Consider the following 17,194-nt stretch of genomic DNA (forward strand, 5'->3'; position numbering starts at 1 on the left):
GCGTATTTCAGGGATTTTTAGGGAGGATTTCCCTAAAACGTCTATTCGGGACCATTATCAGCTACTTTTTAGGGAGGATTTCCCTAAAAAGTGTATTCCGCGATGATAATCGGCTATTTTCAGGGAAGTTATCTCCACGCCCCTTTCATGCGCACAATAAAAAGCCGAGCAGTAGGCCCCCTATCCTGCGCAGGCTCACTACTCAGCTTCAAATCCCCTCACTTCAAACCTCTCCACTGTAACAACCCACCTGCTCACCTTCCGCCCTCAGCTCCGCAACCACAAGGGTTGTCACGTACTTACGGGCATCCGCTGTCAGCAGTAACAGCTCTACCGAGCTTTTAGCCGGCTCCCCTCTGACAAATTTTATTCGGGCACCGTCTAAACCCTCTTGGATGCTGGCAATCGTATATCCTTTAAAAAGCAGCCCATCAATCTCCTGCTGTTCTTTGGCATATTCCGTAAAAGCAGACATTAGACTACACCTCCGCTGATTTCCGCCTTGGAAGGAAGAGGAGCCTTCGCTGCAAAACGCTTGCGCTTTAAATATTTTCCCGACCCGGGTTTACCAACAAATTGCTTGTCTCGAATCACAAACTCGCCTCGACTGAGGACGGAAACAGGCTCTCCCTTTACTTCAAAGCCCTCAAACGCATTATAATCTACGTTCATATGGTGCGTGTCCGCAGAAAGGGTTCTTTCTACAGAAGGATCAAAAATGACCAGGTCAGCATCACTGCCTACCGCGACCGTGCCTTTTTGCGGATACAAGCCAAACAGCTTGGCGCTAGAGGTAGCAATAATGTCTACGAATTTGTTCAATGAGATCCGGCCTTTCTGCACACCTTCCGAATATAGAATCGTAAACCGGTCCTCAATGGTCGGCCCACCGTTCGGGATTTTGGAGAAATCGCCTAGCCCCAGATCCTTTTGTCCTTTGAAATCAAACGAGCACTGGTCAGAGCCAATCGTCTGCAAGCTACCGCTCCATAGCGCATCCCACAAAACATCCTGATTCCACTGCTCACGCAGGGGCGGAGACCACACGTATTTAGCACCTTCGAAATTAGGCTTTTCCAACGCCGTCTGATCCAGCACTAAATACTGTGGACAAGTCTCGCCGTAGACGCGCAGTCCCTTTTTACGCGCTTCAGCAATCTTCCAAGCAGCTTCCGCACAGGTCACGTGTACAACATACAGCTGAGAATCTGTCAGTTCGGTTAGATAAGCTGCGCGTCCCGTAGCTTCACCCTCCAGCTCCGGTGGGCGGGTCAGCGCATGAAAGATCGGGTCGGTATTGCCTGCGGCCAAAGCCTGCTCTACAAGATATTCAATGACATCTCCATTCTCCGCATGCACCATAACGAGTGCACCTTCTTTTTTCGCAGCTTTGAGGGTCTTAAAAAGTGTGCCGTCATCCGCCTGAAAAGTATTCTTATAAGCCATAAATACTTTGAGCGAGGTAATGCCTTCATTCTCAATTATCTCCGGAAGCTCACCCAGTACTTTATCGTTTAATTCTGAGACCATAAGGTGGAAGCTGTAATCAATCACCGCTTTATCCTGCGACTTATGATGCCATGTATCTACGGCTTGCTGTAGCGGTTGTCCTTTGGTGGTTAAGCAAAAATCAATGACTGTGGTCGTTCCGCCATATGCAGCTGCAATGGTTCCCGTCTCGAAATCATCGGCTGTAACCGTGCCGCCAAAAGGCATATCCAGATGCGTATGAGGATCAATGCCTCCAGGAAAAACATAACACCCCGAGGCATCAATAATTTCCGCACCAGGGACATCCAAATGAAGGCCAATCTCCGTAATAACCCCGTTTTCAATCGCCACATCGCCTGTATAAGTATCTGCTGCGGTAACGATGATGCCATTTTTAATAATCTTTTTCATCCTTACACCACCTCCACTTCCGAATAGGTGCCATTCAAACTGCCGATCACTTTCTGCCGCTGGTTCCAAGTCAGTGGGGCTGCCCCGGTATCCACTGGAACCATATCAATCGCGCCGTCTGCTGGACAGACAATAGAACAAAGATTACAACCTACACAATCTTCCTCGCGGACCTGTAGAATAGCTTTCCCATCTGCATTAGTTAACATATCAATACATTGATGTGAAGCATCTTCGCAGGCAATATGGCATTTATTACAGTTGATGCAGTTGTTCTCATTAATACGGGCAACGACCTTATAGTTGAGATCCAGATCACCCCAGTTGGAGTATCTGGATACCGATTTGCCGATTAACTCTGTTACGGAAGCCAAACCTTTGTCATCCAAATAGTTGTTCAGGCCATCGATCATTTCCTCCACAATCCGGAAGCCATGATGCATGACCGCTGTACATACTTGAATGCCAGTAGCACCCATCAACATGAATTCAACAACATCCTGCCAGGTTGAAATCCCTCCAATACCGGAGATAGGAATGCCAACTCCCCGGTCACGGGCACACTCGGCCACCATACTAAGCGCAATTGGTTTCACAGCCGGCCCGCAGTAACCGCCATGCGCACCCTGACCCCCAACATTCGGAATTGTGTTCCAGCTATGAATATCTACACCAGCAAGACTGTTGATCGTGTTGATCATACTAATCGCGTCCGCTCCACCCTTAACCGCATGGCGGGCAACGACGGTGATATCCGTAATGTTGGGCGTCAGCTTCACAATCACTGGGGTCGTCGCAACTTCTTTTACCCAGGTGGTCTGTGCCTGCACCAGATCAGGCTGCTGCCCGGAAGCAGCACCCATTCCACGCTCAGCCATCCCGTGCGGACAGCCAAAGTTAAGCTCCAGACCGTCTACACCCACATCCTCTACCCGCTTAACAATCTCATGCCATTTATGCTGCGTTGGTTCTACCATCAGGGAGGCTATAATCGCATGATTCGGAAATCTTTTCTTCGTTTCATAAATTTCCTTCAGATTAACTTCAAGCGGACGGTCGGTGATCAGTTCAATATTGTTAAAGCCCGCAACCCGTTGCCCATTGAAATTTACTGCCGCAAAACGCGATGAGGTATTAATGATCGGATCACCGAGCGTCTTCCACACCGCACCACCCCAACCTGCTTCAAAGGCCCGCTGCACTTGATAGCCTGTATTCGTAGGGGGCGCAGAGGCCAGCCAGAACGGATTCGGTGATTTGATTCCTGCGAGATTAATACTTAAATCTGCCATTGATGTTCCCTCCTGTCATGTAAAATCCAATTTGATCTCTACGCTCAACCCGCAGATCTAATAACGGCATCCTGCTGACCTGAGAATTGTTTAACAATCGCATGGGCCGCATCTTTTCCCTGCTGGGCCGCGGATACAACCATGGCCTCGCCTTTGCCTGAACCAAATATGATATCGCCAGCGGCATAAATTTGCGGATCGGAGGTTTGACAGGTGGCTTCATCCACCTTTACAACCCCACGGTCATGCACAAGGCCTAAGGAATCTATTAGATCTAGGCGACGCTTTTGACCAATAGCTATTACAACCGCATCTACAGGAATCAAGAACTCAGAACCCTCGATCGGCATAGGTACTGGACGTCCATCTTTGCCCAGCTCCTCTGTCAGCTTCATCTGCACACATTCCAGTCCGGTTACGTTCCCAAACTCATCACCCACGATACGTTTCGGTAAGGTAAGCCAGTTGAACTCCACACCTTCCTGCTTCGCAAATTCATATTCAAACTCATAAGCCGTCATCTCTTCGCGGGTCCGGCGGTAGACCATTTTTACATTTGAGGCCCCCAGCCGCACTGAGCATGTAGCTGCATCAATAGCTGTATTACCCGCACCAATGACAGCGACCCGCTGACCCATCAGCTCTAGCAAAGGAATGCCAGTCTTAGTGGATTCTACGAGTGCAATGGCGTCGTATACGCCAGCCAATTTTTCACCTTCAATCCCTATCGGAGGCACATAACCCATACCCGCTGCCAAAACGATGGCATCATAGTTCGACTTCAGCTCATCTACAGAAACATTCACTCCGACTTTTACACCTGTACGTATTTCCACACCCAACTTCTCTACCTGCTCTACTTCCCAAAGAGATACAGACTGTGGGAGCCGAAACGATACAATCCCATGTGTATCCAGCCCACCCGCTAACGCCTTAGCTTCGTAGATCACAACAGCAAAACCTTCACGGGCGAGTTCCCTAGCCGCAGACAATCCCGCAGGACCACCGCCGATAACGGCTACCTTTTTCCCATTAGGGGTGCCAGCCTTAAATAATTGAACTCCGCTGTTCATTGCCCAATCTGTCGCATAACGCTGCAGCAGTCCGATTTGGATCGGCGCCGAGGCATCATTTAACACACAAGCTCCTTCACACAGCTCATCTGTAGGACAAACACGAGCACAGCTGGCACCCACAGGATTGGAATCCATAATCGTCTGTGCCGAGCCTTTCAAATTGTCAGTAGCGATCCGTTTGATAAAGGAGGGAATATTAATGCTGGTCGGACATGCTTTTATACATGGGGCATCGTAGCAATATAGACAGCGATTGGACTCATCCATGGCACCCTTATGGGTCAGAGGCGGCTCAGCCTCGGTGAAATTGCGCCTGAACATATCAGGTGTAAATGCTGTTAACGGAGATGAATGCTCCATCACTAGTCCCTCCTTATGGGTAATTTTTCATATTTGTGTTATATAATATAACATTATTTCAAGTTTTTTCTGAATATTTTGCTTACATCATTGAATTATTGTAGTAATATAAGCATTAACAGAAATTATCTCTCAACACTCTTCCTGATTAGGTTATATATACTGACATTCGTTAATCAAACTATAGTCATTTCGAATTTTCGTTGCATTAGACACTTTGTCTAATTTCAAAACTGTATTTTTTACGTATGAGAATAGGCTGAGAATAACAGGGCATTAGCCGAAGGCCAGAGCACAGAAGATCGAGGGGGAGTAACTATGGACTGGGAGCTTGTATTAACCATTCGTGACGCTTTAAAAAGACCACTATTCGCAGAAGCCGAGGTGATCGGCGGGAAAAGCGACCTAAGCCGTGCCATTCGCTGGGTGCATGTACTGGAAAGTGCCAACTTCGAGACTCTAATTCATGGCGAAGAAATGATTTTGACTACGGGGATTGGTGCAAGTGTCGATCTCCCTTCCTCCTTGGAGTTTATGCAGAACCTGATCGACAAAAATGCAGCTTGCCTATGTATTGAGTTAGGTACGTATTTCAGCACCATCCCGCAAGAGATGATCGACTTAGCCGACAGGCATGACTTTCCGCTAATTATCTTCACCCGCACGGTTCGCTTCGTCGATATCACCCTAGACCTCCATTCCATCATCATCAATCGGCATCACCGGATGCTGCAAGAACTCGAAAGCATCTCTCGTGAATTCCACCGTCTGACCTTAACCTCACAAGGAACAGTGAAGGTACTGCAATTATTATGTAAAAGCACCCGCACACAAATCGTCTATATGCAGCTGCAAGGCAAACCCTTATTCTTCCCGGCACTTCCGCCCGATGAGCAAACTCCCCTGCTGAATTTCTTCACCACCTTCGGTGACGAGATGGAAGGCATTCAACCAGACATCGCCCCTTACACCCGAGAATATGGACAGAAGACGATTGCAATCAAGCCTGTAGGTGCGCTGGATCAGACCTGGGCTTACATTTTGATGGTATGCAATCACAAACCACAGGAATTCGACTGTCTGCTGCTGGATTCCGCCTCGCTGTCCATTGCTCAAGAGCTACTGCGTACCCGATATATGGAGGAGCGTAAGCTTTTTTCAGAAAATCTATGGGTCGATGAGCTGATCAATGGTCGTATAGAGGATGACAATCGCTTAAAAGGCTTGATCGGTTCCAATTTCAACATGGTCAACGAACTCCCTTACCGTGTATGCCTTATCGAAATCAAGAACCCTAGAGACGTAAAATGGAACAGCTCAGAGAACGAATGGGAATCAATCACCTTCCACCTTTCGCTCATCCTGCGTTCCATTTTCGAGAAATATTCTTTACGTCCGCTGATCACACTCAAGAACAATCGCCTCACCGTCATCGCACTCGACATTCAATCGAAAATGCCTGGAAAAATGCGGCTTCAGCAAGCACTTGAGGCCCTGCAGAACATCCGCTCCGATGAGAAGCTCAAGGATTTGCAGCTCGTCATTGGAGTCAGCAAATCGCATAAGCGCCTAAAACAGGCCTATTCCGGTTATCAAGAAGCTTTGCAAGCTTTGTCTCTATACTCTTGTTATCAGAAGTCACTGCTCTTCTATGAAGAGCTGGGTGTATTCCAGTTGCTGTTGAGCTTAAATGACGGAAAAACGTTGCAGAACTTCATTCGCAGTTATCTCGGCCCGCTAATCGACCACGACCAAACCAAAGGCAGCGAGCTGCTGCTTACCCTTCGTGTTTATCTGGATCATGATGGTTCCAAACAAATTGCCGCTCGAAACTTATTCATTGTCAGACAGTCCCTTTATTATCGTCTGGACAAAATAACAGAGCTACTGGGTGAAGACTTCATGCAGCCAGAGAATCGGATCTCCATTCAAGTCGCCCTGCGCGCTTACCAATTTCTATATCCAGACAAAATCACTTTGCCTATTCCCCGTTCAGCACAGATTTAAAAGTATCGATAATAAATTCTATATCTTCATCCGTGGAGGATAACGGCGGGGCGAAGGTAAGCACATTGTTGAACCCAGCTACGGTATCGCCATTTTTGCCGATGATAAGCCCCTTGGACTTACATTCGGCAATAATCCCTTTCACAATACTCAGATCAACTGGCTTTTTGCTAACCTTATCTTCAACCAGCTCGATGCCTGTCACTAAACCAAAGCTGCGAACATCACCCACAAGCTTGTGATCAAGCAGCTCAGTAAATTCTGTATTTATTCTTTTACCTAAAAGATCCGCACGTTCCACCAGCTTCTCCTGCTCGATAATCTCCAGATTACGCAGCGCCAGCGCACAAGAAGCAGGATTGCCACCAAAAGTATTCACATGGCGGAAATAGCCATAATCATCACTATTATCCTTGAACGCTTCATAGATATCCTTACGAACAGCAGTGGCAGATAAGGGAAGATAAGCACTGGTCAACCCCTTAGCCATCGTTACGATGTCAGGCTTCACATTAAAGTTGTGATGACCAAACTTACGTCCAGAACGTCCGAATCCACAAATCACCTCATCCATAATGAGCAACACACCGTGCTTACGGCAGATTTCCTGCACCCGATCCAAATAAACCTGATGCGGTACAATGACCCCACCACCCGTAATTACTGGCTCCATAATCACCGCAGCTACCGTCTCCACGCCTTCCCAGATGATCATATCCTCTATGGACTGTGCACACTGGAGGTTGAATTCTTCTACAGTCATCCCGGCCGGGCGGCGATAGCTGTCCGGGGGAGCCACATGCAGAAAACCACCCGCCAACGGTTCATATTTATATTTGCGTTGGGCCTGGCCCGTTGCAGATAATGCCCCAAGTGAACTGCCATGGTACCCACGATAACGGGCTATGAATTTATGGCGATAATGCTGGCCGATTTGCTGCTGGTACTGGCGGGCCATTTTGAAAGCAGCCTCATTGGCTTCCGATCCGCTATTGGAAAAGAAGATCACGTACTCGTCTCCGAGCCATTCATTCAGCTTCTCCGCCAGCGCAATCGCCGGGAGATGACTTTGTGTCAGAGGAAAATAAGGCAGGGTCAGCAACTGATTGTAAGCAGCTTCCGCCAGCTCCTTGCGCCCGTATCCCACATTTACACACCACAGGCCAGACATCCCATCCAAAAATCGATTGCCTTGTATATCCGTGATCCACGACCCACTTGCCGAGGCGGCAATCATAGGCGGATTTTTTTCACTATAAGGTGTAATGTTGTGCCATAAATATTTCCGATCCTTGCTCACCGCAAGCTCACTATCATTCCCCAGACTCTGCATAACATCTTCTCCTCTCAGCAGCTCATTTTCTCTAATAACGGGCAGTGATCATCTTTTTACGCGTATAGAATTCCACCCCATCACGCCCATTGGCATGCAGATCTCCATAGAATGATTTCTTATAACCTGAGAAGGGGAAAAAAGCCATGGGCGCAGGCACACCCAGATTCACACCCAACATCCCTGCATCAATCTCTTCCCGGAACTCGCGGATCGCTTTAGCGCTATCTGTGTAAATGCACGCCCCATTCGCGAATGGAGACTGATTCGTTACCGCAATAGCTTCACTTAAACTCTTCACACGGATCACAGACAACACCGGTGCAAAAATCTCATCCTTCCAGAGGGTCATTCCCGGCTGTACATGATCAAATATCGTCGGTCCGATAAAATAACCCACACCGCCCACAGCAGCATCTTTCCGCCCATCTCTCACTAACTCGGCTTGTTCAGCTTCACCAGTCTCAATGTAATAAAGAGTCCGATCCTTATTCGACTGGCGAATTACTGGACCCAAAAACACCCCGTCATCGGCACCATTACCAATCTTAAGCTCATCTGCAGCCGCAGCCAGACGACTCACTAGCTCGTAAGCAATATCCTCATGAACCACTACAACCGAGCAAGCCATACACCGCTCACCCGCTGAGCCAAACGCAGCGGCAATTATATTCTTCACCGCATTATCCAGCTCCGCATCAGGTAACACAATCGAGTGATTCTTAGCGCCTGCCAATGCCTGAACCCGCTTCCCCTGCGCCGTCCCCGCCTTATATACATATTCCGCAACCGGCTGCGAACCGACGAACGAAATCGCCTTCACTTCATCATGCTCCAGCAGCCCGTTCACCACCTCATGCGCTCCATGAACCACATTCAGCACACCTGGTGGAAAGCCCGCTTCAGCAAATAATTCAGCTAACCGATTGACCAGCAGAGGCGTACGCTCAGAAGGCTTCAGCACAAAGGTATTCCCGCAAGCAATGGCGAGCGGAAACATCCAGCAAGGAACCATCATCGGAAAATTAAACGGGGCAATCCCCCCGATAACCCCCAATGGATAGCGGTACATCCCGGATTCAATTCCGGTAGCAATATCCGGAAGCTGGCTGCCCATCATCAACGTGGGGATGCCTGCGGCAAATTCCACACACTCAATTCCACGCTGCACCTCACCTTGCGCCTCTTCCAGACTTTTGCCATTCTCCAGCGTAATCAGCAGGGCCAGCTCATGCCAATGCTTTACCAGCAGCTGTTGATATTGAAAAAAGTAGCGGGCGCGACGCGGCACAGCGACCCTTTTCCACGCTTGAAACGCCACAGCAGCCGCTTCTACCGCCGCACTCAGCTCTTCCTTACTGGAAATGGGCACATAAGCAATCACTTCACCCGTCGCCGGATTATATACCTCTTCATCTCGCCCGGACGACGATTCTACCCAAGCTCCATTCACATAATTCTTAACTCTTTCAGCCTGCGTTACTAGGAGAGACATAGCTCGCACCTCTTTCTCTGTTTCAGATGCACTGATGGACTGCTGATTATAATAGATGACCGCCAGATCAGGCGGCCATCCACTATAACATTAAGCTCAGTTGGTTATTTTGCTGCCATTTCTACGATTTCGTTCGTATAAGCCTCATCTACCTTAGCAGGCTCTTTAATAACACCGAACTTTTGCGAAATATCAGCCGTTTGCTGGAACGCCGCTGCATCGGTATATCCCATCTTCGCACTATCAAAGCCCTCAGGCAGAATCAGCTTGGCAACCTCGGTCATCATCGTCAATTGATGCTCCTTAGTAGTACTGCCGTCTTCTGCTTGCTTCATTACACTATCCACCGCAGCCGCAGGATCAGCAATTGCATCTTTCCAGCCCTTCAGGGAGGCACGTACAAACTTTGCCGCAGTCTCCTTGTTCTCCGCAAGCCATTCCTTATTAGCGAACAGATTATCCTCTAGCATCGCTACGCCTTCTGTATTCATATCGATGACATTCAGATCCTCAGCCTTAACACCTGACTCCAGCACTACTTGGTACTCGTTGTAAGTCATCGCTGAGGCCGCATCGATCTGATCGCCCAAGAACTGATCCATCGTGAACCCTTGCTTCGTAAAACTTAGATCCTTATTAGGATCGAACTTATATTTATCGAATAACGCTAATAGTTCAAACTCGTTACCGCCCATCCAATTACCGACTTTTTTACCCTTAAGATCAGCGGCTGAGTTGATGCCCGCCGATTTTTTGGAGACAAGGACCAATCCGCTCTTTTGATAGATTTGAGCAATTTGCACGAGTGGCATTCCCTGCTCAAGACTTGGAAGCAAGCTTGCTACCCAGCCAACACCGATATCTGCGGAGCCCCCAGCCACTTGCTGCTCTGGAACAATATCCGGACCTCCCGGCAGAATCTCTACATTTAGTCCTTCTTCCTTGTAATATCCTTTATCCTGCGCCACAAAATATCCAGCGAATTGTGCCTGCGGCACCCATTTCAACTGCAGCTTCACTGTAACTGGATCAGCAGCCGGTTCAGTAGCAGCACTTGCGTCAGGAGCTGCTGATGCTTCAGGGGCAGTCGTAGCTTCAGCTGCCGAGTTATTATTGTTACCACCGCAACCCGCCATTAAAGAAACACTCAACATCATCACGATCGCCAACAAACCACCACGAAATTTGTGTTTTTTCCCGTTCATCAATCGAACTCCCCCTATCGTAATTTTGTTTGTAACAAGCGTAAACGCCTTCGTCGTCCTTATAAGGACGATAAGCATTTAAGCGAGAAATATAAGGATGATGTATAGTGTGAAACTTATAAATCCTTATATTTCAAGCAGCACAGTATGGACAATCATCGTGGTGCGTTGTATGCATACAGCCGTGGGCGGTTTCTCTTTTCCCTTCCCACTAGGACCGGATGTAATGATGTTATAGAGCTCATTTACGTTGCGAAGGATGCCACTTGATGAACACTTTCTCAAGCCGCTCAACCACTAGGTAGAAGAGCACGCCGGCAATTGCAGCCAGCACAATACAGGACCAGCCTAGTGGCATTTTGGCAACTTTAATGGAATTGGAGAGCAGGTACCCAAGCCCTTTTGAGGAAAAGAAGAATTCGCCGACAATCGCGCCAATCATACTCGCCGTCGCGTTGATCTTCAGTGCTGTAAATACATAGGGCAGGCTATTGCGAATCCGCAGATAACGAAACACTGCCGGCTTACCTGCCGCGTAGGAATGCATCAGATCCAGCGCCAATGGATCAATCGCCGCCATGCCTTTATAGGCGTTGATCGACATCGCTGCCATTGTAGTTGCTGTTACTATGGCAATTCGTGAGCCTATCCCATCTCCAAACCACAGATTCATAATGGGCGCGAGGGCGACGATGGGCACAGCATTTAGAGCAGCAACCAAAGTTAAACTTCCACTTCCCCAACGCGGCCACGCCGTAGCAGCTAAAGCGATCAGAAATCCGATAGCAGAACCAACCAACATTCCCAGCACAGCCTCAGTAAGGGTGTATCCGGTATAGGATAGCAACATGCTGAAATTATCCCTCATGGTCGTGGCAATTGCTGTGGGCAACGGCAGCTGATATTTCTTCAGATCAAAGATCTTATGAAAGAATTCGAACTCCCATAGCCCAAGAAACAACACCCCCGCCAATACAGGCAGCAGCACCCCTGCGCTAAATATCCTCTTCAGGCCATGCGAGCCACCCTTACGCTTGGCAATTACCGCAGGCTTCGAGCCTGTTGCAACATTCTTCTGCGTAGCCGTTAATACCGGCTGGGCCACCTCTTTACTAGTAGAGCCTATAAATGAAGCCTCCCGAACGGAGTTCGTTTCCATTAACGGCTGCCTCCTTTCGGTCGAAATTCAGGCTGCCACGGCGCCACCAAACGTTCTATCAGACTGATCAACCAGTAACTTACAATCCCCAACAAAGCGCCGACAATCACCGTAGACCAGAACATGTAGGTATGAGAGCTGCCGTAGTAGAGATTACGCAGCATGATTACGCCAATCCCGTGCTGCGCACCCATGAGCTCCACCAGAATAGCACCAGTCACTGCGAGCGGAGCAGCAATCTTAAGCCCTCCGAACAAACCCGGCAGGGCCGCTGGAAATCTGAGTTTCCAATAGACTGCCCACGGCTTCGCAGCGTAAGAATGCATTAATTCCAGCGCGGAAGGATCCACACTTCGCAAGCCGCGCAGCATATTGAGAGCCACTGGGAAGAATGTAATATAACCCGAAATAAAAATCCGTGAAGTCTGCTCATCTCTCACAATCCCATAAATGATCGGCGCCAGCCCCAGGATCGGAATCATCTGCGAGGCGATAGCGTAAGGAAAAGTTAACTGCTCTATCGTCTTCGACAAGCTCATTAGCACCGCCAGTGAAGCACCAGCCACCGCACCAATCAGGAAGCCAACACCAGCATTGCCAAAGGTGGCAGCCCCCTCCTTCAGAAGCGTGCCACTATACTTCCACAGCGTGGATAGCACCTCATGAACGTAGGGCAACTTGGACTGAGCTAACGGTGTCTCCACTACATGGAGCAGCATCCAGGAGGCTCCTTCCCAAACTAGCAGCAAACCAAATATCCAGACAAACAACGGCAGCAGGCGACCCCGTACAAAGATACTGCCCCCTTTCATCCCTACACCCCTTCAAAGCTGTCGCGAATACTTGCGATCAGTTCGAAAAACTCTGGGCTGTTTCTCATTTCCGCCGTTCGCGGACGTGGCAGAGGAATTTCAACCACAGCGGATAAGCGACCTGGATGCGGGGAAAGAACAAACACCCGGTCAGAGAGGAATATCGACTCAGGAATACTATGTGTTACGAAGACAATCGTGTTCTGCACCTTGCTCCAGACAGATAACAGTTCTTCGTTCAGACGCTCACGTGTAAACTCATCCAGTGCAGAGAACGGTTCATCCATCAGTAGAATTTCCGGCTCCATCGATAGCGCTCTGGCAATCGCTACTCTTTGCTGCATCCCCCCACTAAGCTGCCAAGGGTATTTATCCGCGAAGCTCTGCAAACCCACTAGATCAAGAAGCTCCAGCGCCCTCTCTTCACGGATCGACTTTTTAACTCCCATCAGTTCCAGTGGCAATGTGATGTTATGCTTCACCTTCCGCCAGTCATACAGCACAGGACTTTGAAAAACAATGCCATATTTCTGCGCCAGCCTTGCCTCTTTAGCACTTTTTCCAGCGACTACAATGTTCCCGCCCGTTGGCGCGATGAGATCGGCCATCAGTCTCAAAAGCGTTGTTTTGCCACATCCTGAAGGTCCGAGCAGTGAGACGAACTCCCCCTTTGCAATATCAAGACTCACCTGATGCAGTGCAAGCACTTCCGCAGCTTCTGCCCTATAGCGCATTTCAACATTTTCCAGCTGAATTTCAGGAATATTTGTCGCGAGTAATGACATCCTCAGCCCCCCCTTATCAAAATAAGCTATGCAATTAATGTTAATTAATCTGACTCACTAGAGAGTGTGTCGAGTTAAAATCTTCTGTTGTGTAGTATTAACTAACATGTTACACGCTGCTCACTGGACTCTCATTAGACAATTAGTAAAATAGCTCCCGCTAAATCACGTCATTTTGTCTAGGGGGACATTTATTCAAGTTTCAAATGAAGTGATTTTTAAATATTTGTAGATTTGTGGTAATATTTATCCATATCTTTCCTCAGTAGGAGACAATAGACCCATGGGATCTGTAATTTCGAATTATATTGTTATTGTGGCTATATCTGGTGTCCTGAGCGTTTTACTAGCCCTTTTCGCCTACTATAAAAAAACGGATTTCTTAGGAATTAGAGCCTTTGTTATAAGCTCCTTCACTTCCGCGATTTATACCTTCGGCTTCGCACTAGAACTGTCGGGGAAAACACTGGAGGAAATGAGTTTTTGGATTAAAGTAGAGTACCTGGGGATGCCTTTTATAGCGCCCGCCAGCCTTATTATGGTGATGCATTTCGTAGGGCTGGAGAGTCTAATTAAAAAGGGCATGCGAGCAGCGCTATATATAATACCGTTCATCACAACACTGATGGTGTGGACCAATGATTACCACCACCTCTTCTATAAATCCATTTATTTGCGAGACAATACGCCCTCCCCACTCGTTGATGTAGTGATGGGACCTTGGTATATCGTTCACGGCAGCTTTACTTTTGGCTGTCTACTGGCAGCTATCTGCCTTATGTTATGGCAGTGGAACCGGATGAAACGGGTATACCGGAGACAAATCGTTACCATTCTAATTGGACTAAGCCTTCCAACGTTAGGCTCTTTTTTATATTTAATGGGCCTGACTCCCTACGGGATGGATCCCGTTCCCATCATTATGAGTATCACTTCCACCCTATATATCTGGGCTATCCTATCAAGAGGTATGCTAACAGCTGCGCCTATCGCCCGTGAGAATCTGTTCGAAAGCATGCGAGATGGGGTGCTTGTCACCGATCGTTCGGACATGCTCGTCGATTACAATCGCGCAGCCGCGGATATGATAGAAGGACTTAATTCCTCGGCGATTGGTAAACCGCTGGCTCAACTGTTTCTTAATGCCGGCAAAGATGCCTTGTCCTATGTTATGGATACAGAGCCACTGCAACGCGAAGAACGGGAAGTTGCTTGGATCAAAGGAGACGAGATTTGTTACTACCAAATTCGGTCCTCTCCCGTACAGAAACAAGGGGGATACTTAGCAGGACAAATGATCATGCTGATTGACGTAACTGAACGAATACTGCTTCAAGATAAGCTGCGTCAATTGGCTACGATGGATAGTCTGACGGGGATTTATAACCGTACCTATTTTTTGGAGCTGAGCCGAGGGCTTCTTGTTCAGGCCGCGAGCAATCGGAGTTCACTATCGATTATTTTGCTGGATGTAGACTTCTTCAAAAGCATTAATGATCGATTCGGACATCAATATGGAGATCAAGCCCTTCAGCACATTGTCGAGGTATGCAACAGACATATCCGGGAGGGTGACATCTTCGGACGTTATGGCGGTGAGGAATTTGTGATCTGTTTGCCAGATACGTCGCTGAAGCAAGCCGCACAACTCTGTGAAACTATCCGCGCAGATATTGAACAAAGTGTCTTATATACGCTCATCGGGTCCATTAACGTGACTGCCAGCTTCGGAGTAGTAGAAGCCCTAAGTCCTAAAGCCACTCTAGAAGAGCTACTGTCAGAGGCTGACCATGCTCTGTACAGTTCCAAACGAAACGGACGCAATGCTGTCCACCTCTCCCAGAGATCAGAAATTACACTTTTCAAGCCTATATAAATCGCATCTTTGTCCCTCCCAGCGCATTCATCAGCCTGCCTTATTTTTCATAGTCTGTTTTTACGTTTAATAAGAGTTATCTGAAAATCTAATCAGAGTGTAGAAAAAATTCGCTTTATGGATATGGAGGCGCAAGAAATAATGAGGAACCATACAATGATGCAATTTTTTGAATGGCATGTCGCTGCGGATGGGAAACACTGGGATCGCCTAAAAGAAACAGCTTCCGCACTAAAAGCCGTAGGCATTGATTCTGTTTGGGTACCTCCTGTGACAAAGGCCGTCTCCGCCGACGATACAGGCTATGGCGTGTATGATCTATACGATCTGGGCGAATATGACCAAAAAGGTACGGTACGCACCAAATATGGCACCAAACAAGCACTGATTGAAGCCATTTCGGAATGTCAAAAAAACGGCATTGCCGTGTACGTTGATTTGGTCATGAATCACAAGGCAGGAGCGGATGAAAAGGAAGTCTTCCAGGTGATCGAGGTCGACCCTAATGACCGGATGAAAGAAATCTCCAAGCCTTTCGAGATTGAGGGCTGGACTAAATTCACCTTCCCCGGCCGCGGTGATGAACACTCTTCCTTTAAATGGAATCACAATCATTTTAACGGCACTGACTTCGACGCCAAGTCGGGGCGAACAGGTGTATTCCGTATCGCAGGCGAGAATAAAACATGGAACCAGAATGTTGATGACGAGTTCGGCAACTACGATTATCTAATGTTCGCAAATATTGATTACAGTCATCCAGAAGTCAAAAAAGAAATGATCCAATGGGGAAAATGGCTGGTGGACACGCTCCACTGCAGCGGCTTTCGCTTAGATGCCATCAAGCATATCAACCATGAGTTTGTGAAACAATTCGCGGTAGAAATGTTTAATAAATGTGAGAAGGATTTCTATATCGTGGGCGAGTTCTGGAATTCGGATTTAGAATCCTGCCGACAATTTCTAAATACCGTCGATTATAAGATCGACCTCTTCGATGTTTCCCTTCACTACAAGCTGCATTCAGCTTCCTTGGGGGGTAGAAACTTTGATTTAACCAAAATCCTCGACGACACACTGGTGCAGACCCATCCTACCAATGCTGTAACGTTCGTTGACAATCATGATTCTCAACCCCATGAAGCTCTGGAATCTTGGGTAGATGATTGGTTTAAGCAAAGTGCTTATGCACTTATCCTACTGCGACGCGACGGATATCCTGTGGTCTTTTATGGAGATTATTATGGGATCGAGGGACCTACACCTGTCGCAGGCAAAAAAGAGGCGATTGACCCGCTGCTATATACCCGCTATCACAAAGCCTATGGTGAGCAGAAGGATTATTTCGATCATCCTAACACGATTGGCTGGACACGACTCGGCGTGAAAGACATCGAACGCTCCGGCTGTGCGGTTGTGATTAGTAACGGTGAGAACGGTCAGAAAAGAATGTTCGTAGGGGAACAACGCGCGGGTGAAGCATGGGTAGATTTCACTCATAATCACAAGGCGACTATAACGATTGAAAAAGATGGCTGGGCGACCTTCCCGGTCAACGGTGGCAGCGTATCTGTCTGGGCTCTGCCTGATGAAAAAGCCGACGAAAAATAAGGGTTATGTTACTCAAAATAGATGAGGCTGCTCTCGAAAGTAGTGAATGCTGCTTACGGGGCAGCTTCATCTATTTTATGGAATAGTCCAAGTAAAGATCTCACTTAACCATTAAACCTTTTCAGATTGGGTAATGATGGCAGACGATGATGAGGATATGCAGCGGGGATGTGCGGTGGGCGTTTTTGCGGTGGGCGGAGTGGGTTTAACACTAATTAGGGAAAAGCTCCCTAAAAATATTCGATATTCGCTTATAATCAACTAAATTAGGGAATTCCTCC

13 protein-coding genes are annotated in these 17,194 nt (G+C 47.9%); 3 read left to right on the forward strand and 10 right to left on the reverse strand.

Annotated elements, in window-relative coordinates; genetic code table 11:
- Nucleotides 1–223: 223 nt before the first annotated feature.
- Genes MKY19_RS28880 through MKY19_RS28895 form a run of 4 tightly spaced genes read right to left on the reverse strand, consistent with a single transcriptional unit; the run spans nt 224 to nt 4,630 of the window.
- Nucleotides 224–475, reverse strand: coding sequence for a hypothetical protein (locus MKY19_RS28880; protein ID WP_339799276.1), 252 nt, complete (start codon nt 473–475; stop codon nt 224–226).
- Nucleotides 475–1,902: a dihydropyrimidinase gene (gene hydA / locus MKY19_RS28885; protein ID WP_339799278.1), complete on the reverse strand. Its 1,428-nt coding sequence runs from the start codon at nt 1,900–1,902 to the stop codon at nt 475–477. Before hydA ends, MKY19_RS28880 begins: the two co-directional genes overlap by 1 nt.
- Before the next feature lie 2 nt (nt 1,903–1,904).
- A complete protein-coding gene (gene preA / locus MKY19_RS28890; protein WP_076099706.1) occupies nt 1,905–3,194 on the reverse strand; it encodes an NAD-dependent dihydropyrimidine dehydrogenase subunit PreA in 1,290 nt (429 codons plus the stop codon).
- Between the two features lie 44 nt (nt 3,195–3,238).
- Complete coding sequence (locus tag MKY19_RS28895; protein ID WP_339799280.1) at nt 3,239–4,630, reverse strand: NAD(P)-dependent oxidoreductase; 1,392 nt, start codon at nt 4,628–4,630, stop codon at nt 3,239–3,241.
- A gap of 318 nt (nt 4,631–4,948) precedes the next feature.
- Here MKY19_RS28895 and MKY19_RS28900 point away from each other — a divergent pair, with 318 nt between their 5' ends.
- The gene (locus tag MKY19_RS28900; RefSeq protein WP_339799282.1) at nt 4,949–6,637 is read left to right on the forward strand and encodes a PucR family transcriptional regulator ligand-binding domain-containing protein; all 1,689 of its coding nucleotides are present in this window, start codon (nt 4,949–4,951) and stop codon (nt 6,635–6,637) included.
- Here the strand turns inward: MKY19_RS28900 and MKY19_RS28905 are convergent.
- The 6 genes from MKY19_RS28905 to MKY19_RS28930 form a co-directional block, all read right to left on the reverse strand.
- Nucleotides 6,612–7,970 (reverse strand): aspartate aminotransferase family protein, encoded by a 1,359-nt coding sequence (locus MKY19_RS28905; protein WP_339799284.1) that lies wholly within the window; start codon nt 7,968–7,970, stop codon nt 6,612–6,614. The genes MKY19_RS28900 and MKY19_RS28905 overlap by 26 nt on opposite strands.
- A 31-nt stretch (nt 7,971–8,001) precedes the next feature.
- A complete protein-coding gene (locus MKY19_RS28910; RefSeq protein WP_339799286.1) occupies nt 8,002–9,465 on the reverse strand; it encodes a CoA-acylating methylmalonate-semialdehyde dehydrogenase in 1,464 nt (487 codons plus the stop codon).
- A 104-nt stretch (nt 9,466–9,569) separates the two neighbouring features.
- Complete coding sequence (locus MKY19_RS28915; RefSeq protein WP_339799288.1) at nt 9,570–10,670, reverse strand: ABC transporter substrate-binding protein; 1,101 nt, start codon at nt 10,668–10,670, stop codon at nt 9,570–9,572.
- A 241-nt stretch (nt 10,671–10,911) separates the two neighbouring features.
- The gene (locus MKY19_RS28920) at nt 10,912–11,829 is read right to left on the reverse strand and encodes an ABC transporter permease (protein WP_339799290.1); all 918 of its coding nucleotides are present in this window, start codon (nt 11,827–11,829) and stop codon (nt 10,912–10,914) included.
- Nucleotides 11,829–12,641 (reverse strand): ABC transporter permease, encoded by an 813-nt coding sequence (locus MKY19_RS28925; RefSeq protein WP_339799292.1) that lies wholly within the window; start codon nt 12,639–12,641, stop codon nt 11,829–11,831. Before MKY19_RS28925 ends, MKY19_RS28920 begins: the two co-directional genes overlap by 1 nt.
- A gap of 2 nt (nt 12,642–12,643) precedes the next feature.
- A complete protein-coding gene (locus MKY19_RS28930; RefSeq protein WP_076284892.1) occupies nt 12,644–13,426 on the reverse strand; it encodes an ABC transporter ATP-binding protein in 783 nt (260 codons plus the stop codon).
- Between the two features lie 283 nt (nt 13,427–13,709).
- Between MKY19_RS28930 and MKY19_RS28935 the strand changes: the two genes are divergently transcribed.
- Nucleotides 13,710–15,302: a histidine kinase N-terminal 7TM domain-containing protein gene (locus tag MKY19_RS28935; RefSeq protein WP_042192671.1), complete on the forward strand. Its 1,593-nt coding sequence runs from the start codon at nt 13,710–13,712 to the stop codon at nt 15,300–15,302.
- Between the two features lie 138 nt (nt 15,303–15,440).
- Entirely contained in the window at nt 15,441–16,913 is a 1,473-nt protein-coding gene (locus MKY19_RS28940; RefSeq protein WP_042194667.1) for an alpha-amylase, read from the forward strand.
- Nucleotides 16,914–17,194: the final 281 nt, after the last annotated feature.

The sequence above is a fragment of the Paenibacillus sp. FSL R5-0744 genome, assembly GCF_037972555.1.
Lineage (GTDB): Bacteria > Bacillota > Bacilli > Paenibacillales > Paenibacillaceae > Paenibacillus_AQ.